The sequence below is a fragment of the Nonomuraea turkmeniaca genome (genome assembly GCF_005889735.1).
In the GTDB taxonomy this organism is placed as follows: domain Bacteria; phylum Actinomycetota; class Actinomycetes; order Streptosporangiales; family Streptosporangiaceae; genus Nonomuraea; species Nonomuraea turkmeniaca.
Genome location: NZ_VCKY01000163.1, coordinates 1 through 23567 on the forward strand (window position 1 = coordinate 1; position 23567 = coordinate 23567).

Sequence of the window (23567 nt, forward strand, 5' to 3'; positions counted from 1 at the left end):
GGCGTGGCCAGGGACCTGGGCGCGGAGGGCGTCCGGCTGGCCGAGCAGGCGACGGCGGCCTTCACCGGCTCGCTGACGCTGACCAGCGGGGCGGGCGCGGCGTTGATGCTGGCCGGCGCGGTGCTGGTGTGGTTTCTGACGCCGGGCGAGCTCGACCTGTCCGCGGATCACTGAGCGCCGATGGCCGCCATGAGCATGGGGTACGCCCGGTGCAGCTCACGCTGCCAGAAGGTGTGCGTGTGGCCGCCACGGTAGAAGTGGGTGCGGACCGGGATGCCCAGCTCGTCCAGCCGGGTGGTGAACGCCCTGGCCGCCCGGTTCGCCAGGTCTTCGACGAGGTCGCCTTCGCCCGCGGCCACGTACAGGCGGACGCCCTTGAGCCGCTCCGCCCGGTCGTAGGGGTTGTGCGCCCGCCAGATCGGGCGCTGCGCCTCCGGATCGCCCCAGACGCGCTTCCCGTCCGTGCCGAAGCAGCCGATCGTGGTGCCGGCCATGACGGCCTGCGGCACGCCGGGGGCGAGAATGTGCACGGCGCCGCTGAACGAGGCCGCCGCCGCGAAGTGCCCCTTGGACGCGTACAGCATGGCGCCCTGGCCGCCCATCGAGTAGCCGGCGACCGCGCGCCGTCCGCCCGCGCGGTAACGGGATTCCAGGAGGGGCAGCAGTTCCCGCAGGTGGTAGGTCTCCCAGCGGGGCGGACCGCCGTCGCCGCCGTTCCACCAGTCCGAGTAGCTGCCGCATTTGCCGCCGTCGGGCATCACCACGAGCACGCCGGTGCCGCGGGTGAGCGCGTCCACGTCGGTCCTGGTGCTCCAGGAGGTGTGGTCGTCGAGCCCGCCGTGCAGCAACCACAACACCGGCCAGTCGCGGCGTGACTCCCAGCGGTGCGGCAGCAGCAGGCGCACCTTCGTGGCGGCGCCGCCGAGCGCCGGCGACCGGATCGTGAGCTCCATCCGGCGCTCGTCGAGCCGCCGTTCCTCGACCACCCGCGCCGTTTCCGGTCCGCTCCTCGAGGGTTTCGGCCGGTCGGGTTCCTCCCCGCCGGACCGCACCACCGCCACGCCCGCCAGGAACAGGCCGCCAGCAACCAATGCGCCGACCAGGCAACCGCGTAATCGGGGTGCCATCGAACCCTCCTCATTGGATGCGCGGATAATAGCGGGATGAGATCAATAGGAACCACGGACCTGTCCGTTTTCCCGATATCGCTCGGCACAAATGTCTTCGGCTGGACGGCGGACAAGGAGACGTCGTTCGCGGTCCTGGACGAGTACGTCGAGAACGGCGGCAATTTCATCGACACCGCCGACGTCTATCCGTACTGGGCGACCGGCGACTCCGCGTCCGAGACGATCATCGGTGAGTGGCTGGCGCATCGGCACGACCGCGACTCGCTCGTCATCGCCACCAAGGTCGGGATGCTGGAAGGGCTCCAGGGGCTGGCCCCGGCGACCATCCGCACGGCGGTCGAGGACTCGCTGCGGCGGCTCCGCACCGACTACATCGACCTCTACTGGGCGCACGTGGACGACCACGACACGCCGATGGTGGAGTCGCTGGCCGCCTTCGACGCGCTGGTGCGCGAGGGCAAGATCCGGTACGCCGGCGCGTCCAACCACAGCGCCGCCCGGCTGGCCGAGGCGCTCAAGATCTCCGACGACGAGGGCCTGGTCAGGTACGTCGCCCTGCAGCAGCAGTACAACCTGGTCGAACGGGACTACGAGAGCGAGACGCGGGACGTGGTGGCCAGGGAGGGGCTGGGCAGCACGCCGTACTTCGGGCTGGCGCGCGGCTTCCTGACCGGCAAGTACGCGCCGGGCGTCACCGTCGAGAGCCCGCGGGCGGGCAAGGCGGGCGAATACCTGGCCACGGAGCACGGGCGTCGCACGCTGGAGGTGCTGACCCAGGTGGCGGCCGATCGCGTGGTCCATCCGGCGTCGGTGGCACTGGCCTGGCTCGCCGCGCAGCCGACGGTCACGGCGCCGATCGCGAGCGCGCGCAGCGTCGAGCAGTTGCGGGCGCTGATCACGGCCGCGGAGCTGACGCTGAGCGCGGAGGAGCTCGCTCTCCTGGACGACGCCTCCCGCCCCTGACCGCGCGCGTCGGCAGAGTGGGGCGTGTCGGCAGGCCGGTGCGCCTCCAGAGCCCCTGCGCACCGGCCTGCCCCTGGGGGCGGGGTCAGCGGGTGCGGTTGACCAGGCTCGCGCACAACACGCGCAGGTCGGCCGCGTCCGGCAGGCATTCGTCCAGAGCCTGCAGGGCCGCCGACACGTACCGGTCGGCCATGGCTCGGGCGGCGGTGCGGCCGCCGGCCTCCTCGACAAGGCGCGCGGCGTGCCGTACCGACTCCTCGTCCGTGACGCCGGCCGAAAGGACGGCGGACAGCTCGCGGGCGGCGGGCGAGTCGGCGGCGAGGGCGGCGAGCACGGGCAACGTCTTCTTGTCGCGCCGCAGGTCGCTGTGCACAGGCTTGCCGGTGACGCGGGGATCGCCCCAGATGCCGAGCATGTCGTCGGCGATCTGGAAGGCCACCCCCAGGTCGCGCCCCACCGCCCACATCCGGTCCGCGAGCTCCGGCGCGCCGCCGCCCAGCGCCACGCCGGCCGCCGCGGCGGCCCCCAGCAGGCCGCCGGTCTTGCCCGCCGCCATCTCGATGTACTCGCCGATCGTGACCTCGCTGGGACCGCGCCAGGGCCGGTTCTCGAAGGCCATGTCGGCGCTCTGCCCGTGCACGAGCTCGACCAGCGCCGCCGACAGGTACTTCATGGCCTCCGGTGCCACGGCGAGTTGCTGGACGGCCAGGGCCAGCAGCGCGTCGCCGGTGAGCAGCGCGGGCCCCACACCGTACGCCTTCCAGAGCGCCTCGCGGTGCCTGCGCCGCTCATCGTGATCGATGATGTCGTCGTGCGCCAGCGAGAACGCGTGCACCAGCTCCACCGCCACCGCCGCCGGCAGCGCCGACTCCGCCGTGCCCCCGACCGCCTCGGCGCTGAGCAGCGCGATGGCGGGCCGCACACCCTTGCCGCCGTCCCCCGGGTGCGGCCTGCCGTCCGCGTCCGACCAGCCCAGCGCGAACGCGGCCATCCTGGCGCCCCACGGGTGCAGCACCGAGACGGCCTCGCGGAGGGCGGGTTCGAGCAGGCGCCGGCAACGCTCGATGGCGCCGCCGCCCAGCGGGCCTGCGGCCGGATGGCTGAGATTCAACTGGCGCTCCTACCCCGGTACGATCTTGAACCTACATGCAGGCGCATGTGATAATCCACCTGCTAGTTGACATTTGTCAGGAAATGTCCGTCATGTGAGACACGGCGCCGTAGGCACAACAGGAGGCACCCGTGGCGATCCACGCCACCCCGCGAGCACCATCATCATCGCCTCCGCCATTGGATCGTCACCCGACCCCCTTGTGAGAATACGCAAACCTGCGAATACCTCGCATAACTCACTTATAGCTACATACCGCACTCGGAGTAGGGGATCGCCGCCATGTCCCACGCCACGGACACCTCCGTGACCAGCCCCAAAACCCTCCCGTTCTACAGGGCCATCCCCGGACTCGTGAAAGACCCGGTCACCGAGCTGGCCAGGATGGGCGTCGAGGCCCGAGGCCAGATCGTCCGGCTCAACCTGGGCCCGTTCCGCCCGTACCTGATCTCGCATCCCGACCACGTCGAGCAGGTGCTGAAGACGGACTGGTCGAACTTCGTGCGGGCGGGCATGTTCTGGCGGCCGCTGCATCGCGTGACCGGCCAGAGCATCCTGGCCGAGGGCGAGGCCTGGGCGTCCGCGAGGAAGATCCTGCAGCCCCTCTTCACCCCCAGATACCTCAACTCGCTGGCCGAGGACATGGCCGACGTCGTCGCCGACTGCATGCCGGAACTCGACGAGCACGCCCGCACCGGGCGGCTGATCGACGGCGGCGGCCACCAGATGACCGCCATCGTCAACGAGGCCGTCATGAAGCTCCTGTTCGGCGGCCGTATCCCGCGCGAGACCGTCGACCGGCTGCAGCCCGAGATCGCCACCTGCGCTACCTCGATCCACTTCCGGCTGATATTCCCCTTCGCGCCCTACTCCATCAAGGTCCCCGGCGACCGGGCCTTTCTCAGGGCCGTGAAGAGGATCGACGAGATCATCTACTCCCTGATCGAGGAGAATTCCCGCGCGGAGGCTCACCGCGCGGAGGAGCCCCGTAAGGAAATCATCTCCGCGCTGCTCACGGCCCGGAAGGGGCAGGACGGGACGGTGGACGTGCGACAGGTGCGCCACGACCTGGTGAGCATGTACGGCGCGTCCTCGGAGACCACCGCCATGTCGCTGGCCTGGCTGTGGTCGGTGTTGCACGATCGTCCCGACGTGAACGCCAGGCTGCGGGACGAGATCGACCGCGTGGTGGGCGGCGGCCCCGTACGGCCGGAGCACGTCGCTCGGATGCCCTACCTCCGCATGGTGCTGCAGGAGCTCTTACGCGTCTACCCGTCGGCCTGGATCATCCCCCGCCAGACCGTGGCCGACACGGAGATCGGCGGCGTCCGGATCAAGGCCGGCTCGCAGGTGCTGGTCAGCCCGTACACCACCCACCGGCTGCCGGAGTTCTGGGAGCGCCCGCTGGAGTTCGACCCCGAGCGCTGGGCCGGCGAGAAGCACCAGCGCCGGCACCGCTACTCCTACGTCCCCTTCGGCACGGGCCCGCACGTGTGCCTCGGCCAGCATCTGTTCTACGTCGAGGCGCCGCTGGTGATAGCCAACGTGATGAGCCGATACCGGCAGGTGTTGACCAACCCGCAGAAGCTCACCCCGGTGCCGGGGGCGTCCGTGCGGCCGAGGGAGAGCCTCTGGCTACGGCTGGAACCTCGCGATCGGGACGCACGGGCATGACCACGGCGATGACGTCCGGCATCGCCGTGGCGGCCGGCGAGCTGGTGACGAGCCTCATGCTCAGGCCGTGGGGGCAGGTGTCGTCATCGATCTACGAGACCGGCCGCCTGGTCTCCCTCGCCCCCTGGCTGACCGGCCACCAGGCGCGCATCGCCTACCTGACCGGCGCCCAGCGGGAGGACGGCGCATGGGGAGCACCGGACGGGTACGGCCTGGTGCCCACGCTGAGCGCCACCGAAGGCCTCCTGTCGGCGCTGTCGCGCGCGGACCACGGCGCCGACCGCGGCCACCTCGCGTACCCGGCCGAACGCGGCGTCCGCGTGCTGGCCACGTGGCTGGGCCGACGGCTCACGCTGCCGGACATGCCGGCGATCGAGCACATCGTCCCCTCCCTCGTGACCCTCATCAACCGGCACGTCACGCACCTCACGGGGCACCCGCCGCTGCCGTTGCCCGAAGGCATGAGCGAGGACACGCTCCGGCTGGTCAGGTCATGGATCAAGTCGGGAATGGAGATCCCGGAGAAGCTGCTGCACGCCCTGGAGGTCGCGGGCGAGGAGGCCTCCGGGGCGCCCGGCATCCGGCCCACCCCCATCGGGACGATCGGGGCCTCGCCCGCGGCGACCGCGGCCTGGCTGAGCGAGCGGAGTGACGGTGACGCCTCCGAGGCCGCCCGCAGCCATCTGGAGGCGATCGTCCGGCTCCACGGCGGCCCCGTGCCCGTCGGGCTGCCGATCACCACGTTCGAGCGGGGCTGGGTGCTGAGCTGGCTCGGCCGCGCGGGCGTGCCGGTCGACGTGCCGCCCGAGATGGCGGCCGACCTGCGGGCGGCGATCGGCCCCTTAGGCACGTCCGCGGGGTCCGGCCTGCCGGCCGACGCCGACACGACGGCTGTGGCGTTGTACGCGCTGGCGCTGCTGGGAGTGCCGTGCGAGCCCGACAGCCTGTGGCACTTCCGCTCCGGCGTGCACTTCTCCACCTGGCCCGGGGAGCAGGGGGTCTCGGTCAGCGTCAACGCGCACGTGCTGGACGCCTTCGGCGAGTACGTCGCCCGCAGGCCGGCCGCCGCGCCGCGCTACGGAGAGGCGATCGGCGACCTGGCGGCCTGGATCCGGGAACGGCAGCGGCCCGACGGTAGCTGGACCGACCGGTGGCACGCCTCTCCCTACTACGCGACCGTCAGCTGCGCCCTCGCGCTCGACGCCTTCGGCGGGGAGCCGTCGGCCGCGGCGGTGCGCGCGGCGGTCGAGTGGGTGCTGGACACCCAGCGGCCGGACGGCTCCTGGGGGCGGTGGGAGGGCACCGCCGAGGAGACCGCGTACGCGATGCAGACCCTGCTGATGACGAGGAGCCGATGGGAGCCGCGCTGCACGGAGGCCGCCGGCCGGGGTCAGGCGTACCTGGCGCGCTCGGCCGGCAAGGAGCATCCTCCGCTCTGGCACGACAAGGACCTGTACACGCCGCTCGCCGTGACCCGCGCCGCGGTGATCACCGCGCAGCACCTCGCCGAGCGGGCGTGCCGCCCGTCGCCGGACGGCGCCTCGTCCTAGCCGCCATGCGTGTCGACGTCCCTGGCCAGCTCCCGCACGGTGTACGCGTGCGTGTCCCTGGCCATGTACCAGGCGCCGTTGAAGGCCACGCTCCTGCGCTGCCCCTCCGCGATGTCCGCCAGCTCGGGCGGCAGCTCGGCGAGCGCGGCGGCGAAGGCGGCGTTGAGTTCGGCGATGTGCGCGGAGACCCGTTCGACCGCCGCCTCTATGGTCATCCCCGCACGCTCCAGGATGAGGACGGAGTTCGGCTTGCCCTCGTGCCTCTCGCGTTCGAACGTCCTGATGTCGTTGGCGAGCCGCATGCACGCCGCGCCGAGGGCGGTGGCCGGCGCCATCGACTCCCAGTGAGCGACGTCGGCGGGCATCGGGCCGCAGACCGCCAGGGCGGCCGCCCACCAGGTGGGATAGAGGATCGTGATGCGGCCGTTCGCGACGTACTCGTCGTATGCCGGCCAGGGCTCGCCGCCCGCCGCCCACACGCGCTCGCGTGCCATCGCGGCGCCGGCGAGGCCGAGCCGCCGCACCAGGGTCGGCACGTGGGCCGCGGCGCCGGGGTGCGCGTGAAAACGCGCGCACCAGGCCTGCCAGGCGAGCAGCGCCTGTCCTGCGAGCTCCGTGGCATCGGCCGGCGCGGGCTCGCCTTCGAGGATGGCGGCGAGCCGGCCGAAGAGCTCGACGACGTCACGGTCGGACGAATGGCCCGCGACGTTGTCGGCGAGGTCGTCGAGGCCGAACAGGATCGCGGTGAGGGCTCCGAGGTCGGCGATCTCGTCCCGCCCCGCGCGCGGGAACGTGGCGGCGGCGGACAGGCAGCTGAAGGCGAGCCGGCTCGCCGAGCTGTCGCCGTCGGCGAACAAGGCGGTGTGGGGGCCCAGCAGGCGCTCCCCCAAGGGCACGGCGTCGAGTGCGGCGTTCAGGACGGCGCTCCGGTCCTGTTCCGGCACTCCGGCCAACTGATGCGAGCGCTTTAGGAGGCGATCTACGAGGTCATTGTGAATGGAGAAGTATGCGGCGGCGTCACTCACCTGCGCAGGATATCCATCTTTGAGCATTATTGACCAATTTTGTCAAAAATCGGATATTTGTGTGCAAAGTGATTGGCGTTGCTTGTGAGTGCTTTGACCGTGCGCTAGAGTTCCTTGATCGACACGGTCTGTTGCCACTGTGTGCTCTAGGGCGACCGGCGCACGATAGACATTCACAGGGTGGGTTACTAATGGGCTTCCGCAATACACGACTGCGGACCAAAGTCACGGCTCTGCTGCTCTCCCTGGCGGCGTTGTGGGCCTTCGCTGCGTGGGTCACTCTTCGCGAGGGTGTCAACCTCCTGTGGGTCACCCAGCTGAACTCCAGCGTAGTCGACCCCAGCGTGCGGGTCCTCGAGGAGCTCCAGAAGGAACGCCGGCTCTCGGTCGTCGAGCTGAGCGACCCCACGCCGAGCGCCCGCAGGGAGCTGGAGAACCAGCACAAGCAGACGGACCGCATGATCACCGCGTTCCGGGAGTCGGCCGGCGCGGGCGTCGTCGGCTGGGCGATGGACGACGAGGGCGCCCGCCGGCTGGCCGAGGTGTTCCGCCGGCTCGACTCGATCAAGCAGACCCGGCAGTCCCTCGATGCCGGACGGTTGAACCGGGTCCAGGCGATGGACGCCTACGCCGCCGTCATCGACCCGTTCTACAACCTCTACGGCACGGTGGCGACCCTCGACGACAAGACCATCGCCAAGGAGATCCGCGCCCTGTCCGCCCTGAGCCGGGCTCGCGAGGTCCTCAGCAGAGAAGACGCGCTGCTCACCGGCGTGCTCACCGAAGGACGGCTGTCCCCCGCCGAGCACGCGGAGTTCACCCAGACCGTGGGCGCCTGGCACATGGTCGCCGACCAGGCCGCATCGGAGCTGCACGAATCCGATCGGATCGCCTACGACAAGCTGATCAAGGGCCCGTCGTTCGTCCAGCTCGCCACCCTGGAACGGCAGATCGCCGAGCAGAGCCCGACCGTCGGCGGCCTTCCGTTCGGCGCCGATGAGTGGAAGACGGTGTCGGGGCGGGCACTCAACGACTTCAACACCATGGTGCTCGCCGGCGGAGACCGCGTGGTCGACAGGGCCGTGCCGGTCGCCGTCAACGTGGTCATCCGGCTGGTCCTGGCGGGCGGTCTCGGGCTCCTCGCGGTCATCGCCTCGATCGTCCTGTCCATCACCACGGCCCGCGCGCTCTTCGCCCAGCTGCAGAAGCTGCGGGACGCGGCGCACGAGCTGTCCGACGAGCGGCTGCCCGGCATCGTCGAGCGGATCGGCCGGGGTGAGGAGGTCGACGTGGCCGCCGAGGCGCCGCCGCTGCAGTTCGGCGACGACGAGATCGGCCAGGTGGGCCAGGCGTTCAACACCGTGCAGCGCACCGCCATCAGGGTGGCGGCCGAGCAGGCGGAGCTGCGCCGCAGCATCCGCGACATCCTGCTCAGCCTGGCCCGCAGGACGCAGGGCCTGGTGCACCGGCAGCTCACCGTGCTCGACGTGATGGAGCGCCGCGAGACCGACCCCGAGGAGCTGAAGGAGCTCTTCCGGCTCGACCACCTGGCCATCCGCATGCGACGCAACGCGGAGAACCTCATCGTGCTCTCCGGCTCCTCCCCCGCCCGGACGTGGCGCCGCTCGGTCCCCATGGTCGACGTCGTACGCGGCGCGCTGGCCGAGGTGGAGGACTACACCCGGGTCACGCTGCTGCCGATGGGGGAGGTCGTGCTCATCGGCCGGGCCGTCGGTGACGTCGTGCACCTGCTGGCCGAGCTCATCGAGAACGCCGTGTCGTTCTCGCCGCCGTACACGAACGTGCAGGTCAGCGGTCAGCTCGTGGCCAACGGGTACGTGATCGAGATCGAGGACCGGGGGCTGGGCATGAAGCCCGAAGACCTGGAGGCCGCGAACGAGCGCATCGCGAACCCGCCCGAGTTCCGCATCACGGGCACCGCCCGCCTGGGCCTCTTCGTCGTCAGCCAGCTGGCCAAGCGGCACGACATCCAGGTGGTGCTCAAGGCGTCCCCGTACGGCGGGACCACGGTCGTGGTGCTGCTCCCGCAGGAGCTCGTCCAGCTCGACCCCAGGCCGGAGCCTCAGGGCGGAGAGGGCGGGGCGCGGCTGCCGCGCCGGCCGGCGGCGGTGGCCACGGCCGCCCGCCCCGTCGCCGGAGAGGTGGCGCGCCCGGTCGCCGCAGACATGCCACGCCGACTCATCGGGGAACGTGTCACCGGGGAGAACGTGCGCACGCTCAAGCCCGCCCGCCCGGCACCCGTGCCGGCCCCCGAACCAGTACCAGAGCCGCCAGCTGAACCGGAGCAGCAGCCTGTGGCCGAATTCACCCCGTCAGGCCTGCCGCTCCGCGTGCCCCAGGCGAACCTTGCGCCGGCGCTGCGGGACGACACGCCCAAGCAGCCAGACCTCGAGGAGGACGATGACGAGCGCTCGCCGGAGGAGATCCGCGCGATGATGGGATCTCTGCAGTCAGGCACCCGCCTTGGCCGCACGCAGGCGGCCAAGTTGCTGGATGAGCAGCAGGGAGGCGAGGCACCATGACCCCCACCGCGAGCACCGACCTCAACTGGCTGCTCGACGACCTGGTCGGCCGCATCAAGGAGGCCGAGCACGCCATCGTGCTGTCCTCCGACGGACTGCTGATGGCCTCGTCCGCCGGCTTGGAGCGGACCGATGGCGAGCATCTGTCCGCCGTGGCCTCCGGGCTGCAGAGCCTGGCCAAGGGCGTCTCGGAGCACATCTCCGGCGGCGCGGTGCGGCAGACGGTCGTGGAGTGGAAGCACCAGTTCCTCATCGTGACCACGGCGGGCGAGCGTGCCTGCCTGGCCGTGTTGTGCGCGCACAACGCCGACATCGGGCTGATCGCGTACGAGATGGCCATGATGGTCGCGCGGGTGGGCCAATACCTCACCTCGGGCGCCCGCAACGCCGAGGCCGTCGCCAGGAGCGACCGGTGACAGGCATCGACAGCCCGACGGACGAGCACTGGGTCGACCCGGAGATCGTCCGGCCCTACGTCGTCACGCGGGGCCGGACCCAGCCGATGCACGGCAGGTTCGACCTGATCTCCATGGCCCTGGCGGTGGGCGCGCCGCCGGGCCCGGACGCCGGGCTGGATCCCGAGCATCTGCGGATCCTCAAACTCTGCCGCGAGCCCAAGTCCGTCGCCGAGATCGCCGCGCACCTCGATCTCCCCGCCGGAACGATCCGTGTGCTGCTCGGGGACCTGTTCGACCGCGAACTCGTCTCTGCCCAGGAACCACAATCCGAGGTGGACATGCGTGACATGAAGATGTACAGGGCGGTGCTCGATGGTCTTCGCTCGCTCTGAGCGCCCGCGCCTGCCGACGGCGATCAAGATCCTGATCGCCGGGGGCTTCGGCGCGGGCAAGACGACGATGGTCGGCGCCGTCTCCGAGACCCGGCCGCTGCGGACGGAGGAGGTGCTCACCGACCGCGGGATCGGTGTGGACGACCTCACCTCGGTGGAGGCCAAGCGCACCACCACCGTGGCGATGGACTTCGGCCGGATCACGCTGAACAACGACTACGTGCTCTATCTGTTCGGGACGCCTGGGCAGGAGCGGTTCTGGTTCGTGTGGGACGAGCTGGCGGAAGGCTCGCTGGGCGCGGTGATCCTGGCGGACACGCGGCGGCTGGCCGACTGCTTCCCGTCGGTCGACTATTTCGAGCGGCGGGGCACGCCGTTCGTGGTGGCGGTGAACTGTTTCGAGGGGGCGTCGACGTTCGAGCTGGACGAGGTGCGTCTGGCGTTGCAGCTCGATCCGTCGATCCCGATCATCATGTGTGACGCGAGGAAGCGGGACTCGAGCAGGGAGGTCCTGATCGCCCTGGTGAAGCACTCGGCGAGGCTGCGCGCGGAGCCGGTCAGCACCTAGGCGAGCGGACGACCGCCTTCGGTGACGGTGCGCCCGGTGGCAGGGCCGGCGCCCGCTCCTGTCATGCGGCGACGTGGCGCAGGTAGGCGTCGAGTGCGGCGGCGCCGCTCAGCATCGCGCGCCCGCGAGCGGACAACCGGCCGTGCCAGTCCCGCAGGGCGTCCTCCAGCGGCTCCAGACCGCCGGCCGCTCGCACCTGGTCGAGCAGCGGCGCGATCTGTTCCAGCAGGTAGCCGCCGCGCCTGAGCTGGTGCGCGAGCTGGGCATCCCGTACGTCGGCCGCGGTGTAGACCCGGTATCCGGTCTCGCGGTCGCGTCGTGGCCGCACCAGCCCGGCCTGCTCCCATTTGCGCAGCGTCGCGGGCCGGATCCCGAGTTTCCTGGCCAGTGGCCCGATGAAGGTGACGCCGGGCCCGGGAGGGGCGGCGGGTGTGAGGTCGCGGAGCGCGTTCTCCACGGCCTGGAGGGTCCGGCGGTCGTCGAGGAGCTGGGCGTGGCTCTCGTCGATGATCTTCAGTGCGTCCTCGACCGCGCCCCGGTTGACCGCCTGCATGATCGAGGTCGCGGTCTGGTGGCCGTGGGCGGGCATCAGGGCGAGGAACGCGCGGAGGGCCTGCGCGTGCCGCGCCGTGTAGGTGCGATAGCCGTGGGGGGTGCGGTCGGCGTCCGGGAGGATGCCCGCCTGCTCGTAGTTCCTGATCGCCTGGGTGGACAGGCCGTGTTCGCGGGCGAGGTCCACCGGTCTCAACCGCTCTCCGGATGTCATGAGGTGCGCCGCCGTATTGAAGGTCAGGCCGCGAGGACGCGGGGATTTGCCACGGAAAGTCTAAACGAAGGGTTCAACGATACCGTAGAAGGCATGTCGTCATCGGACAGAACAGACCCGCTCGTTCAGGACGCCGCCTCCTCGCTCGACGGTGAAGGCGTCGCCGCCGTCGCGAGGCTCCTCCGGACGTTTCCCGCCCGGCCTCGCCTGCTCGGGCTCGGTGAGGCCACGCACGGCGAGGAGGCGCTTCTCGAGCTGCGGAACGAGATCTTCCGGCATCTCGTCGAGCACGAGGGTTACCGATCGTTCGCTCTCGAGAGTGACTGCCTCATGGGCCTGGCCGTCGACGACTACGTCGAGACGGGCACGGGGACGCTCGACGACGTCATGGCGCGCGGCTTCAGCCACGGGTTCGGCGGGTCGGCGGCCAACCGGGAGCTGATGCGCTGGATGCGCGCGTACAACGAGGATCGGCCCGCCGGCGAGCGGCTGCGCTTCTTCGGCTTCGACGCCCCGCTGGAGATGATGGGCGCCGCCGCCCCCCGTCAGGCGCTGACCACGCTCCACGGCTACCTCGCGGCCTGGTTGGACGCGGACCTGCTCCCCTGCGCCGCGGACGCCCTCGACCGCCTGATCGGCGACGGTGAGCGGTGGACCAATCCCGCGGCGGCCATGGACGCCGACCAGTCCGTGGGCCAGTCCACCGAGGCCAGGGAGCTGCGCCTGATCGCGGACGACCTCGTGGCGCTGCTGGACGCGTACACGCCGCACCTGATCGCGTCGACCTCGCGGGACGAGTGGTGGCGGGCGAGCCTGCACGGGCGCACCGCCACCGGCCTGCTCCGCTACCACTTCTGGATGGCCGACTCGTCTCCCGCCCGGGTGTGGCGGTTGATGGCCCTGCGCGACGCGATGATGGCGGACAACCTTCTGGCCGTCGCCGAGCATGGCCCGGCGCTCGTCTCCGCCCACAACCGCCACCTGCAGCGGGACAAGAGCTTCTGGCAACTGGCCGACATGCCGCTGGAGTGGTGGAGCGCCGGCGCGATCGTCAGCGCCCGCCTGGGCGACCAGTACGCCTTCCTGGCCTCGGCGCTCGGCGCCATGCCGCACCAGGCGCTCCCCGCTCCCCATCCCGGCACCGTGGAGGGGCTCCTGTACACGCTGCCGGGCAACCGCTCCCTCATCGACGCCCGCCGGCTGGCCGCGGCCCTCGCCGAGGCGGGCAGGAAGCCGGTCCCGCGCACCGACATATCGGCCAACTACAGCTACTTCGCCCTCGACCCGGCCCATCTCGGCGACAACGACGGGATCGTCTTCGTCAAGGACATGCCTGCCTAGCCCAAAGGCCGTCCCGTTGGATTGCACGGTGCCAGTGGCGGTCAGGCCTCATCGGCGATCTCAAACGGCACCTGCCGGATCAGCTCGCCGAGATGACCGGGCGGCTACCGGTTACTGCGCAGGCACGTCCTCAGAGTTGTCCCAGCCGGAGACGAACCAGCGGGCTTCGCCGGTGGCGGGGTCGTACTCCCGCCGTCTGATCGTGCCGATGTTGCCGCCGTAGACGTGGATCCCGATGGTGGGTTCGCTGCCGACGGCTGCGACGGCATGGACATCGTCATCGGTGGTGCAGCAGACGGTCACCTGCCCCGGCGCCCACCGCGTTTCGCCGGCCGGTGTCAGTGGCGCGCTCGGGGAGGACACCGTCGGCTTGAGGTAGCGGATCTCGTGTTCGACTCCCGCGTAGATGCCGACCACGCCCCACGTCTCGTGCGAATGCACGTTGGTCCGCTGACCCACGTCCCAGACCACGGACGCCATCGACCAGCTGTCGTCGGGAGCGATGTAGAGCGGATACGTCACGTGACGCGCGGCCGATGATCGCGTGACCTCCGGCGGAAGCCGGTAACCGCCGGCCAGTAGAGCGGACAACAGATCGGCGACCCGCGCCGTGATCTCGTGCTCGTCGGCGGTGCCGCTCGCCACGAGTCCCACGTCGTCGATGAAGGTCTGCAGGCGATCACTGATCGCTACGTCGATCATGATGGAGCACCCGGCAAGATTCGGTACTTGAGGTGGGTGACGCCGGGCGCCTCGACGGCCCGGACCTGCTCGAGTCGCACATTCGCGTCCCCGAGGTTGTCGAGGAGGCGAGAACCGCCACCGAGCAACACCGGAACGACGTGCAGCTCGAGCTCGTCCAGCAGTCCCGCCGCCAGGTACTGCTGAGCGACCTGGCCGCCGCCCCACAGCATGACGTCCTTGCCGCCGGCGGCCTTCTTCGCCTGCTCGAGCGCGGACTCGATGCCGTCGGTGACGAAGTGGTACGTGGTCCCTCCCTCCATCTCCACCGGTTCACGCGAGTGATGGGTGAGGACGAACACGGGATAGTGGTAGGGCGGGTTGTCACCCCACCAGCCCGTCCACTGCCCGTCGCCCCAGGCGCCACCGCCGATGGGGCCGAACATGTTCCTGCCCATCACCCCGGCGCCGATGTTCTCGAGTGCCTCCTCGAACACCGATGTGCTCGCGTTCACCTCGCCGCCCTGCTCGCCGTGGGCTCGGCGAAAGGCGGCCAGCGGAACCACCCAGTCGTGGAGCCGCTCGCCACCCTCGCCGAGCGGGTTCTCCTCGCTCTGGTTCGGGCCGGCGACGAAACCGTCCAGCGAGATCGAGATGTGGCACCTGAGCTTGCTCATCATGCCTCCTCAGTCGGCTCGGCGCCGCCGTGCGGCGCCCTCACAAGAGAGCATGGACGGATAGACAGATGACGTCTAATGCCAATCGTTCGCGCTTCACATTGATATCTTTGATGGATGCTGAACCTGGTCCATCTCAGGGTTCTGGCCGCGGTCGCGCGACATGGGTCCGTGACCGAAGCAGCGAGGGAGCTGCACTACTCGCAGCCGTCGGTGAGTCATCACCTGTCTCGCTTGGAAGCGGCCACCGGTGTCAAGCTCGTCCAGCGGGTGGGTCGTGGGATCAGATTGACGCCTGAGGGCCGGCTGCTGGCCAACCGGGCCACCGAGATCGTGGGACGGGTCGACGCGGCGACCAACGAGCTGGCGGCGCAGGTCGGCTTACGGGCGGGGCGGGTTCGCCTGGCCGCCAACGCGTCGGCGCTGAGCACGATCGTGCCGAAGGCGGCCGTCGCCTTGGCCCAGGCACATCCGGGACTCGAGCTGATCCTGATCGACCGTCACCCTGTCGAAGCGCTACAGATGCTGCGACAGGGCGAGATCGACGTCGCACTCATCTTCCGGTACGCCGACGCCCCAGTGGAGGAAGAGGGATTTCGCCTCGTCCACATCGGCGACGACCCGATCTACCTCGTGAGCCGGCGACCCGACGACAGCGTCGCGAACCATCGCCACTCCGTATGGATCGGCGGTTGCGAACGGTGCCAGAACGAGCTGATCGCGCTGTGCCGGCAGGAAGGCTTCACTCCACGCATCGCAGCACTCAGCGACGACATGGTCGTCGTGCAAGCCCTCGTCGCCGCCGGCAAAGGCGTCACCACCCTGCCCGGACTCGCGCTGCAAGCCCACCGCCGGCCCGACGTCCACACCACCGAACTCACCCGCTTCACCCGCCGGCTCTACGCCGTCGCCTACGGCGATCCACCCGACCCGCCCGCCACCATCGCGCTGATCCAAGCCATCCAGGACGCCGCCCGGTAGAAAGTCTGTCCGGCGAGCGGCAAGGCCGGCGAGCCTCCTGGACGACAACCCGGAAACACTGACTGAACGGTCTGTGCCTAGCCCTGCTCTGGCAGGCAGACGGTGCCGGGCCGCGGCAGCGTCAGGTCGATGAGGTAGCGGGTGGCGTGCTCGATCGCGCAGCGGTTCCCGGACATGTACAGGACATGTCCGGGACCCTCGTAGCGGATCGCGGCCGAGCCGGGGATCCGGCGTATCAGGCTCTCGGTCCACGGGTAGTCGCTCCAGGTGCCCGCGCCCAACATCGGCGGCAGCCCCGCCGTGGGAAGGAGCCGGGAGGGGTTGGGGACCGGGAACGGCCAGCCGGAGCAGGCTATGAGGTCGAAGCCGGCGGTGCCGAAGCTCGGTGACACCTCCCGAGCCCGCTCCCGTTCTTTCCGGTATTCGGCATAGGTCCGGTATCCCCTGTCATCGCCACACGTCATGCCCAGGTTGTTGGGCATCGACCAGACGCGGGCATTGCCCAGGGCGGCGTCCGCGAACCCGGAACCGTCGCCGCGTCTGGCCTTGTCCACCGCCTCGGCAAAGGCCAGCCACCGCGCGTGTCCCGGCCCGGGGTCGCCGGAGAAGCCGAACCACCTCAGGTAAGAGCCGGTCAGCCTGCCCTTGCCGAACGGCTTCGAGGTGACCGGGATCGGCGCGCGATCCGCCCGCTCGGTCAGCGCTCGCCAGATCTTCCCGGCGTCCTCCCCGTGCAGCGCGCAGGCGGCGGTGGCCTGGCACCAGGTCGTGAAACGAGTGAGGGCCCGCTCCGTCTCCGGGTAGGCCAGCAGCCATTGGTCGCTCCACCCGTCGGGCTGGTTGATCACCCCATCGAGGTACATGGCGCGGATGCGATGCGGGAACAGCCGCATGTACGCGGTGGCGGGCACACCGCCGTAGGACTCTGCCATGAAGCTCAGCCGCCGCTCCCCCAGCGCGGCCCGGATCGCCTCCATGTCCCTGGCCACGGAGACGGAGTCCAGCCGGGTGTACAGGCCGCTGCGGTCCTGGTCGCGGCATTCGCGCATGGCCTTGGCGAAGGCGGCGGCCTGGGCGTCGTACTCGGCGCGGCTTCGCGGCTCGGCCAGGTGCGCGACCGCGGGCCGCGCGCAGACCTCGGGCAGCTTGGCGCCCAGGTCCGTGTTGCGGGGATTGGAGGTGACGAGGTCGAAGCGCTCCCGCAGACGGGACATGTCGGGTGCGAACCTCTTCAAGTCCTCGATCCCCTTGCCGCCCGGCCCGCCGGGGACGTGCAGCACGCTGCCGATCCGGCGGCCGGGATCGGTGGCCGGGAATCGGGCCAGATCCAGCGTGATCTTCTTTCCGCCCGGGTCGGCCCAGTCCAGCGGGACCGTCACGGTGGCGCACTGCATGCCGTCGGGGGCGTTCTCGCCCGCGCACTGCTTCCACTCGATCGACGAGCCGTCCGCCGCCGCGGGGGGCGACAGGCCGGCCAGTGCCGCCGTCGCCAGCCCGGCGGCCAGCGAGCGTGCCATGCCACGCATGTCTGAATCCTCCTTCTCGTTGGTTCCGTCCAGATCCACGCTTGTGGGGCGTGCCGCTGGGCACCACGGGAACAACCCCCGTTTGTGATTCGGACATCCGGAAAGGCAGGCGAGCGGGATGTCCGTCAGGCTGAGAAGGATGAGTGTCTCTCGCGACCCGCCGGCGGCCCTCGCGCGCGTACTCGGGTACGCCCTGCTGTCACTCCCGATGGCCGCCACGGGCCTGGTCTACGTTCTCGTGCTGCTGATGTCGGCACTCGGGACGGCGTTGGTGATCGGGGCGCCGCTGCTCGCCGTCGGCCTGCTCGGGGCACGTGGGCTGGCTGCGGTCGAGCGCCGCCTGGCCCGCGTGTTGCTGCGGATGGAGGTGGCCGCGCCGCCGCCGTTCCGTCCGCGCCCCGGCCTGATGGGGTGGCTCGGTTCTGCCCTCGGCGACGCCGCCGCCTGGCGGGCCGTCGTCTATCTGCTGGCCAGGCCGCCCGCCGCGATCCTCGCCTGCGTGGCCCCCCTGCTCCTCGTCCCTCGTGCGGTTGGGGCCGCGCTCGTTCCCGAGCGGCTGCTCGTACGGGCGCTGCTCGGGCAGACCGCCACGTCGGCGCGGATCCGCGAGCTGGAGGCGAGCCGGGCACAGGCGGTGGACGACTCGGCCGCCGTCCTCCGCAGGATCGAACGCGACCTGCACGACGGGACACAGGCCCGGCTGGTGGCGATGGCGATGAGCCTCAGCATGGCGAAGGAGGAGCTGGCCGACGCGGGCCGGGGCGAGCGGCTCGATCGTACGCGCGAGCTGGTCGACGTGGCGCACCGCAACGCCAAGCAGGCCCTCGCCGAGCTGCGCGACCTCGTGACCGGTATCCATCCGTCCGCCCTGGACCAGGGGCTGGAGCCGGCGCTGGCCACGCTCGCCGCCGGCAGCGCGCTGCCCGTGGACCTCGACGTCGACCTGCCGGGGCGGCCGTCGCCGGCGGTCGAGACCATCGCCTACTTCTGCGCGGCGGAGCTGCTGACCAACGCGACCCGGCACAGCGGCGCCCGGCGGGCCGCGATCGAGCTCAGGACGCGCGGCCGCCGGCTGCGACTGCGGGTCCGCGACGACGGCGCCGGCGGGGCGGCGATGAGTCTCGGCACAGGGCTGCGCGGCCTGGCCGACCGCGTACGGGTCGTCGACGGGACCCTGGAGATCGACAGCCCGCCCGGCGGGCCCACGGTGGTCTCCGTGGACCTGCCCGCACACACATGAGGGGCCGCATGCGCATCGTCATCGCCGAGGACGCCGCCGTGATCCGGGACGGGCTGTCACTCCTGCTGACCAGCCGGGGTCACGAGGTCGCCGCCGCCGTGGGCGACGCGGAGTCGTTGTACGCCGCCGTGGCCGCGCACGGTCCCGACGTGGCCGTGGTGGACATCCGCATGCCGCCCACCCACACCGACGAGGGCCTGCGTGCCGCGATCCGGCTGCGCCGGGACCATCCGGGCCTGGGCGTGCTGGTGTTCTCCCAGCACATCGAGACGCGCTATGCCGCCCAGCTGCTCGCCGGCGGCTCGGAGGGGGTGGGGTACCTGCTGAAGGACCGGGTGTCAGAGGTGAGCGAGTTCGTGGCGGCGCTCACCAGGATCGCGGCCGGCGCGACCGTGCTCGATCCGGAGGTGGTCACCCAGATCATGGGGGCAAGCCGGCGCGGCGCGGACTTGGGCGCGCTCACCGGCCGCGAACGCGAGGTCCTGGCCCTGATGGCGGAGGGCCGCTCCAACACCGCCATCGCCTCTGCCCTGTTCCTGTCGTACGGCTCCGTGGAGAAGCACGTCACGCAGATCTTCGCCAAGCTCGGCCTGCCCCCGTCGCCGGAGGACCACCGCCGGGTGCTCGCCGTCCTGCGTCACCTGGACTCCTGACCCAGGGGCACCCGGTCCCGGGCCAGCATCTGCTCGCAGGCCAGCAGCAACACGCCCGCGCTCCAGGCGTGCGACAGCGTCAGGTACATGCCCTTCGGCTGGAAGCAGTCCGTCTGGTAGTAGCGCTCGGTGATCATGCCGCGGTAGGCGTTGACGTCGCCGTCGGCCGCCGGCAGCAGCTGGCGGAAACACTCCAGGGCCTCGTGCGCCCGTTCCGCGTAGTAGGGATCGCCCAGCGCCTGCGACAGCTCGATCAGCTCGGCCGTGCACACCAGCCCGTACGCGTGGACGTGCTGGTTCGACGGGGACGCCTGGTCGGCGCCGCGGGTGGCGAAGCCGTACACGCCGAGCGGGCTGCGGGGCGGGAAGCGCACGTTGTAGGAGTAGCGGAAGGTGAGCATCCAGTCGGCGGCGCGGCGGGCCAGGTCGAGCCAGCGGGGCTCGCCCGTGCGGCGGTGCAGCGCCATGTACGCGATCACGGCCGCGTAGCCGTCCTCCGAGGTCGGGGCGAGATCCACGTCCTCGGGTGCGCCGTAGATGAACTCGTCCTCGACGAACGCCGCGTAGTGCTCCCCCGCGTGCACGGCCGCCCGCAGGTAGCGCTCGTCGCCGGCTTCGGCCAGCGCGGCCACCCACGTCAGGCCGGAGGCTCCCGACCAGGACAGGACCTCGCCGGTGGCGGCGTGGTGCAACGTGCCGAGGTTGCCGTCGGGGCGCTGGCGGGCGACCATCGTGTCCAGGTTGGAGCGGGCGGCGGCCAGCCAGCGGGGCTCTGGCCGCAGCCGCAGCGCCCGCACGAGGAACAGCGTGGCCTCGCCCAGCGTGCGGGCGTGCAGGGCGTCCTTGACCGGGGTCCAGCTCTGCGACCAGCCCGCGTGCCGGTACCAGGTGCCCCAGAACGTGCCGGAGGGCGACAGGTTCGCGCAGATGAAGCCGATGACCCGGGCGGCGGCGTCCACGTGTTCGGGCCGTCCCCTCCGCAGCCCGTGCGCGAGGAGCGCCGCCGCCCATGGGATCCCGCTCACCCAGCCGACGTGCATGGCCTGGCGGTCCACGCGCTCGCCGTTGGTGCCGCTCACCTCCCGGTCGAACCCGGCCGTCTCCAGCAGCACGCCCGGGTCCGGGTCGTAGTGCCAGCGGTAGAGCCCGTCGGCGGCGATGCCGGCCGCCGACTCGACGTCCTCCCAGGGGTGGATGGGCGCGCCGGGCAGGCGCAGCTCGCGGTCCTCGCGCAGCAGCGGCGCGTACGCGTGCCGGTCGGCGGGCAGCGCGCACGTCGCCAAGGTCAGCTCGTGCTCCTCGCCGGGATGCCAGACGTGGGTGGCGGCCTCGGCGGGCCGCGGCAGCGCCGATCCGTAGTAGGTGATCGGATATTCCTGGTACGGGAACAGCAGCGACACGGTGGCCCGACCGGCCGCGTGCTCGATGGCGAGGCCCGTCGTGCCCAGCGGCGACTCCTCCTCCGCGATCAACGCGATGCCGGAGAGGTCGCCCCAGGCCAGGACGGCCGGGGTGGCCGCACGGTCGGCACGGAACCCCCACCGGGACGAGACCATCTCCTCCGGCCGTTCGGCGCCCGCTTCGAAGCGAGGGAACACCCGCTCGCAGGCCGCGGGCCGGTTCTCGCCGTAGAACAGACCGGGGATCAGCCACCACGGTTCGGCGGCGGCCACGGACCGGCTGACGCGTACCCTCCCGGCGGCCGGCACGGCGCCGTCGTAGCGCACGGTGAGGCGCAGCTCGCGGCGGCCCGTCGGCAGGCGCTCGCCCCACCGCCACGCGACCGTCGCCGGCTCCGGCGCCTCGACGACCAGCTCGCTGCCGTCGGGGTCGGCGATCGTCACCATGCTTCCACCGTGAACGCGCCCTTGCGGGTGGTCAGCTCGACGAGGTCCGTCTCGACGGCGGAGAGCGGATCGTCGAGCGGGATCCGGAACGTACGGATCTGGCTCGGCCCGAAGTCCGCCGTCAGCCTGATGCCGGCGAGCGGAATGTGCAGGGTGGCCACGCCGGCCCGCCCGGTGCTCTCCACGGCGCGGACGACGAGGTCGCGCGGCGTGTCCTCGTGCAGCTTCACCGCGGTCACCATGATCTGGCCGCCGCCGTCGTCCAGGTGGCCGCGGGCGGCGGGCAGCGCGCCGTCGTGGCCGCTCTCCAGCATCGCTCGCACCGGGGAGCCGAGCAGGGCGGCCCGCCGCGTGAGCCCGGCGGTCCGCCAGTCGCCGGTGTGCGGCACCAGCAGGTACGTGAACCGCTGCGTCCCCTGGTCCTGGTAGGAGTAGTAGCCCTCGGGATCCAGCAGCCGCGGGTCGTGCCAGGCGTGGACGGGGCTGCGGACGGCGGTGATGCCGATGCTGGGGTTGCGGCCGGGCCCGGCCGGGGAGACGTCGTAGCCGTGCTTGGCGTTGTTCACGACAGCGAGCCCCGCCCCGGCGGCCGACAGGTCCACCCACGACTGCGCCGGCTCTTCCGCCCCGTCGATCGGCCTGGTCAGGTGCCCGAACGGGATCTCGTACGTGGCCCGCGGCGCCTCCAGCGCGACCGGGAAACGCACCTTCATCAGGTGGGCCCGCTCGCGCCAGTCGAGCGTGACCCGGACCTCGACCTGATCGTCGTCTCCGGCGCCGAGGATGAACTCCTCCACCATCGTCGAGCGGCCCCACTCCCGCTCGACCCGGATGCGGGCCCGCAGCGGCCCGGCCTCGCGCAGGACGATGTTCGTGACCGCCATCGCCTCGCCCGGCCAGTCGTAGGACACCACGCGATGTCCCCAGGTGTCGGTCGGGTCCTCGCAGATCACCGTGTGCTCGCCGGCCGCCCCGGCCACCAGGTCCACGCCGGTGCGCTTGTCGAGCAGGCTCGACAGCCAGCCGGTCGCGGGGTCGAGCTCCAGGCGGAGGACGTCGTTCTCGATGTGGGTTTCGCTGCACGACAGGCCGCTCGGGGCCGCGGGGGCGCCCTGGCGCAGGCGGTAGAGGCGGTAGCCCAGCGGCGGCAGCTCGGCCTGGAAGACCGTGGCGCCACGGCCCTTGTCGTCGGTGGTGGCGACCGGCTGGATGCGCTGGCACGGCACGTCGGCGCCGTCGGCGTCCACGACCCGCACACCGGTGGGCGCGAGGCCGTACTGCATCTCCACCCGGGTCGAGACCGGCCACGGGTGCGGGTTGAAGACGACCACCGGCTGGGTGCCGTCCTCCTGCGGGATGCGGATGTCGCGAGCGATCACGTTGTGGGCCCGCGTGATGATCCGCTTCGCGATCGCGACGGCCTCACCGAGCTGGTCGCGGGCGTCGTCGTAGGCGGGCTCGATGGCCGAGCCCGGCAGCACGTCGTGGAACTGGTTGAACAACACCTGCTTCCACGCCCGCTCCAGGTCGGCGCGCACGTCGTGGCCGGCCACGGCGGCCCAGCGCTCGGCCGACAACACCGCCGCCTGCGCCCGGCGCTGCCACGCCTTGACGCCGGAGTGCGAGGAGTAGCAGCCGGCCGCGTGGTGCTGCAGGTCGTCCCGCCACACCGGCAGCTCGGCCAGGCCTCGCTCGCCCAGGCGCTTGGCCATCTCGTCGAAGTAGCGGCGCGGCGAGGACATCGTCAGCTCGCCGAACGTGCCCATCCGGTCGTAGCGGTGGATGGACTCGATGTTGGCCTTGGTGGGGCCGCCGCCGTGGTTGCCCACGCCGTAGAAGATCATCAGGTCGCCGAGCGAGCGGTCGAGCTGGCCCAGGGCCTTCTCGGTCTGCCCGGCGACCTCGCCGGGCGGGCTGCAGTACTCGAACGGGATCCGGTACGCCCGCACGCGGCTGCCGTCGGGGCTCTCCCACCAGAACATCGTGCCGGGCAGGTCGGCCTCGTGTGGTCCCGGGCGCAGGAAGCAGTAGGAGTCCATACCCTGGCCGCGCAGGATCGCGGGCAGCATGGCGTTGTGGCCGAACGGGTCGACGTTCATGCCGACCGTCGCGGTGACCCCGAACTTCTCCTTCAGGTAGCGCTGCCCGTACAGGCCCTGGCGGACGAACGACTCGCCGGAGGGCATGTTGCAGTCGGGCTCCACCCACCAGCCGCCGGTCATGACCCAGCGGCCCTCCGCGACCTTCTCCCGGATCCTGGCGAACAACTCCGGGTCCGACTCCTCCACCCAGGACAGCAACACGACCTGGTCGCAGGTGAAGACGAAGTCGGGGTACTCGTCCATGCGGTGGATCGCCGACCAGAACGTCGCGCGGGCCTCCTGGTAGCCCTCCTGCCAGGGCCAGAGCCACACCGGGTCCAGGTGCGCGTTGCCGATCATGTGCAGCGTGCGGTCGGGGGCGGCCGCCGGGCGGGGGGCACGCGGCAGGCCGTGCGGCTG

Annotated in this window: 20 protein-coding genes; 11 read left to right on the top strand and 9 right to left on the bottom strand. The window is 71.3% G+C overall.

Going from position 1 to position 23567, the window contains the following annotated elements; genetic code table 11:
* Positions 1 to 167: 167 nt before the first annotated feature.
* Positions 168 to 1127, bottom strand: coding sequence for an alpha/beta hydrolase (locus ETD86_RS36405; RefSeq protein ID WP_138671188.1), 960 nt, complete (start codon positions 1125 to 1127; stop codon positions 168 to 170).
* A 36-nt stretch (positions 1128 to 1163) separates the two neighbouring features.
* Between ETD86_RS36405 and ETD86_RS36410 the strand changes: the two genes are divergently transcribed.
* On the top strand, positions 1164 to 2093 hold the full coding sequence (locus tag ETD86_RS36410) for an aldo/keto reductase (protein ID WP_138671189.1): 930 nt from the start codon (positions 1164 to 1166) through the stop codon (positions 2091 to 2093).
* A gap of 85 nt (positions 2094 to 2178) precedes the next feature.
* Here ETD86_RS36410 and ETD86_RS36415 read toward each other — a convergent pair whose 3' ends face one another.
* Positions 2179 to 3204, bottom strand: coding sequence for a polyprenyl synthetase family protein (locus ETD86_RS36415; protein ID WP_246148737.1), 1026 nt, complete (start codon positions 3202 to 3204; stop codon positions 2179 to 2181).
* A 282-nt stretch (positions 3205 to 3486) separates the two neighbouring features.
* Here ETD86_RS36415 and ETD86_RS36420 point away from each other — a divergent pair, with 282 nt between their 5' ends.
* Positions 3487 to 4878: a cytochrome P450 gene (locus ETD86_RS36420; RefSeq protein WP_138671190.1), complete on the top strand. Its 1392-nt coding sequence runs from the start codon at positions 3487 to 3489 to the stop codon at positions 4876 to 4878.
* Positions 4875 to 6428, top strand: a complete 1554-nt coding sequence (locus ETD86_RS36425; protein WP_138671191.1) for a prenyltransferase/squalene oxidase repeat-containing protein — start codon at positions 4875 to 4877, stop codon at positions 6426 to 6428. The genes ETD86_RS36420 and ETD86_RS36425 overlap by 4 nt, the downstream gene beginning before the upstream one ends.
* On the opposite strand, the gene ETD86_RS36430 is transcribed toward ETD86_RS36425, so the two are convergent.
* Positions 6425 to 7372 carry a terpene synthase family protein gene (locus ETD86_RS36430; protein ID WP_170223454.1) on the bottom strand — a complete coding sequence of 316 codons (948 nt, stop codon included), beginning with the start codon at positions 7370 to 7372 and terminating at the stop codon, positions 6425 to 6427. The two genes, ETD86_RS36425 and ETD86_RS36430, sit on opposite strands and share 4 nt — an antisense overlap.
* A gap of 272 nt (positions 7373 to 7644) precedes the next feature.
* Here ETD86_RS36430 and ETD86_RS36435 point away from each other — a divergent pair, with 272 nt between their 5' ends.
* The 4 genes from ETD86_RS36435 to ETD86_RS36450 are packed head-to-tail and all read left to right on the top strand — an operon-like array spanning position 7645 to position 11354.
* On the top strand, positions 7645 to 9996 hold the full coding sequence (locus ETD86_RS36435; RefSeq protein ID WP_138671193.1) for a sensor histidine kinase: 2352 nt from the start codon (positions 7645 to 7647) through the stop codon (positions 9994 to 9996).
* Complete coding sequence (locus ETD86_RS36440) at positions 9993 to 10412, top strand: roadblock/LC7 domain-containing protein (protein WP_138671194.1); 420 nt, start codon at positions 9993 to 9995, stop codon at positions 10410 to 10412. Before ETD86_RS36435 ends, ETD86_RS36440 begins: the two co-directional genes overlap by 4 nt.
* Positions 10409 to 10786: a DUF742 domain-containing protein gene (locus ETD86_RS36445; protein WP_138671195.1), complete on the top strand. Its 378-nt coding sequence runs from the start codon at positions 10409 to 10411 to the stop codon at positions 10784 to 10786. The genes ETD86_RS36440 and ETD86_RS36445 overlap by 4 nt, the downstream gene beginning before the upstream one ends.
* Positions 10767 to 11354, top strand: a complete 588-nt coding sequence (locus tag ETD86_RS36450; protein WP_138671196.1) for a GTP-binding protein — start codon at positions 10767 to 10769, stop codon at positions 11352 to 11354. The genes ETD86_RS36445 and ETD86_RS36450 overlap by 20 nt, the downstream gene beginning before the upstream one ends.
* Before the next feature lie 61 nt (positions 11355 to 11415).
* Here ETD86_RS36450 and ETD86_RS36455 read toward each other — a convergent pair whose 3' ends face one another.
* Positions 11416 to 12120 (bottom strand): TioE family transcriptional regulator, encoded by a 705-nt coding sequence (locus tag ETD86_RS36455; RefSeq protein ID WP_138671197.1) that lies wholly within the window; start codon positions 12118 to 12120, stop codon positions 11416 to 11418.
* 93 nt (positions 12121 to 12213) lie between these two features.
* Between ETD86_RS36455 and ETD86_RS36460 the strand changes: the two genes are divergently transcribed.
* Complete coding sequence (locus tag ETD86_RS36460) at positions 12214 to 13461, top strand: erythromycin esterase family protein (protein WP_138671198.1); 1248 nt, start codon at positions 12214 to 12216, stop codon at positions 13459 to 13461.
* A 111-nt stretch (positions 13462 to 13572) separates the two neighbouring features.
* Here the strand turns inward: ETD86_RS36460 and ETD86_RS36465 are convergent, their stop codons facing one another.
* Positions 13573 to 14163: a cysteine dioxygenase family protein gene (locus tag ETD86_RS36465; protein ID WP_211370536.1), complete on the bottom strand. Its 591-nt coding sequence runs from the start codon at positions 14161 to 14163 to the stop codon at positions 13573 to 13575.
* A complete protein-coding gene (locus tag ETD86_RS36470; RefSeq protein WP_246148739.1) occupies positions 14160 to 14822 on the bottom strand; it encodes a dihydrofolate reductase family protein in 663 nt (220 codons plus the stop codon). Before ETD86_RS36470 ends, ETD86_RS36465 begins: the two co-directional genes overlap by 4 nt.
* A gap of 114 nt (positions 14823 to 14936) precedes the next feature.
* Between ETD86_RS36470 and ETD86_RS36475 the strand changes: the two genes are divergently transcribed.
* A complete protein-coding gene (locus ETD86_RS36475; protein ID WP_138671199.1) occupies positions 14937 to 15800 on the top strand; it encodes a LysR family transcriptional regulator in 864 nt (287 codons plus the stop codon).
* A gap of 77 nt (positions 15801 to 15877) precedes the next feature.
* Here the strand turns inward: ETD86_RS36475 and ETD86_RS36480 are convergent, their stop codons facing one another.
* Positions 15878 to 17326: an alpha/beta fold hydrolase gene (locus tag ETD86_RS36480; RefSeq protein WP_138671200.1), complete on the bottom strand. Its 1449-nt coding sequence runs from the start codon at positions 17324 to 17326 to the stop codon at positions 15878 to 15880.
* 139 nt (positions 17327 to 17465) lie between these two features.
* On the opposite strand from ETD86_RS36480, the gene ETD86_RS36485 reads away from it, so the two are divergent.
* Complete coding sequence (locus ETD86_RS36485; RefSeq protein WP_211370537.1) at positions 17466 to 18566, top strand: sensor histidine kinase; 1101 nt, start codon at positions 17466 to 17468, stop codon at positions 18564 to 18566.
* Positions 18567 to 18574: 8 nt separating this feature from the next.
* Positions 18575 to 19219 (top strand): response regulator, encoded by a 645-nt coding sequence (locus tag ETD86_RS36490; RefSeq protein WP_138671202.1) that lies wholly within the window; start codon positions 18575 to 18577, stop codon positions 19217 to 19219.
* Here ETD86_RS36490 and ETD86_RS36495 read toward each other — a convergent pair.
* Both ETD86_RS36495 and ETD86_RS36500 read right to left on the bottom strand, forming a co-directional pair.
* Positions 19204 to 21066, bottom strand: coding sequence for a glycoside hydrolase family protein (locus tag ETD86_RS36495; RefSeq protein ID WP_138671203.1), 1863 nt, complete (start codon positions 21064 to 21066; stop codon positions 19204 to 19206). The genes ETD86_RS36490 and ETD86_RS36495 overlap by 16 nt on opposite strands.
* A partial coding sequence (locus ETD86_RS36500) for an alpha-mannosidase (protein WP_211370538.1) occupies positions 21060 to 23567 on the bottom strand: 2508 nt, incomplete at its 5' end. The genes ETD86_RS36495 and ETD86_RS36500, both read right to left, overlap by 7 nt.

What these genes read in the sequence shown, in the direction of transcription:
- ETD86_RS36405 (WP_138671188.1), bottom strand. Translation starts at nt 1,127, where the DNA reads ATGGCACCCCGATTACGCGGTTGCCTGGTCGGCGCATTGGTTGCTGGC.
- ETD86_RS36410 (WP_138671189.1), top strand. Translation starts at nt 1,164, where the DNA reads ATGAGATCAATAGGAACCACGGACCTGTCCGTTTTCCCGATATCGCTC.
- ETD86_RS36420 (WP_138671190.1), top strand. Translation starts at nt 3,487, where the DNA reads ATGTCCCACGCCACGGACACCTCCGTGACCAGCCCCAAAACCCTCCCG.
- ETD86_RS36425 (WP_138671191.1), top strand. Translation starts at nt 4,875, where the DNA reads ATGACCACGGCGATGACGTCCGGCATCGCCGTGGCGGCCGGCGAGCTG.
- ETD86_RS36435 (WP_138671193.1), top strand. Translation starts at nt 7,645, where the DNA reads ATGGGCTTCCGCAATACACGACTGCGGACCAAAGTCACGGCTCTGCTG.
- ETD86_RS36440 (WP_138671194.1), top strand. Translation starts at nt 9,993, where the DNA reads ATGACCCCCACCGCGAGCACCGACCTCAACTGGCTGCTCGACGACCTG.
- ETD86_RS36450 (WP_138671196.1), top strand. Translation starts at nt 10,767, where the DNA reads ATGGTCTTCGCTCGCTCTGAGCGCCCGCGCCTGCCGACGGCGATCAAG.
- ETD86_RS36455 (WP_138671197.1), bottom strand. Translation starts at nt 12,120, where the DNA reads ATGACATCCGGAGAGCGGTTGAGACCGGTGGACCTCGCCCGCGAACAC.
- ETD86_RS36460 (WP_138671198.1), top strand. Translation starts at nt 12,214, where the DNA reads ATGTCGTCATCGGACAGAACAGACCCGCTCGTTCAGGACGCCGCCTCC.
- ETD86_RS36465 (WP_211370536.1), bottom strand. Translation starts at nt 14,163, where the DNA reads ATGATCGACGTAGCGATCAGTGATCGCCTGCAGACCTTCATCGACGAC.
- ETD86_RS36470 (WP_246148739.1), bottom strand. Translation starts at nt 14,822, where the DNA reads ATGATGAGCAAGCTCAGGTGCCACATCTCGATCTCGCTGGACGGTTTC.
- ETD86_RS36475 (WP_138671199.1), top strand. Translation starts at nt 14,937, where the DNA reads ATGCTGAACCTGGTCCATCTCAGGGTTCTGGCCGCGGTCGCGCGACAT.
- ETD86_RS36480 (WP_138671200.1), bottom strand. Translation starts at nt 17,326, where the DNA reads ATGCGTGGCATGGCACGCTCGCTGGCCGCCGGGCTGGCGACGGCGGCA.
- ETD86_RS36485 (WP_211370537.1), top strand. Translation starts at nt 17,466, where the DNA reads ATGAGTGTCTCTCGCGACCCGCCGGCGGCCCTCGCGCGCGTACTCGGG.
- ETD86_RS36490 (WP_138671202.1), top strand. Translation starts at nt 18,575, where the DNA reads ATGCGCATCGTCATCGCCGAGGACGCCGCCGTGATCCGGGACGGGCTG.
- ETD86_RS36495 (WP_138671203.1), bottom strand. Translation starts at nt 21,066, where the DNA reads ATGGTGACGATCGCCGACCCCGACGGCAGCGAGCTGGTCGTCGAGGCG.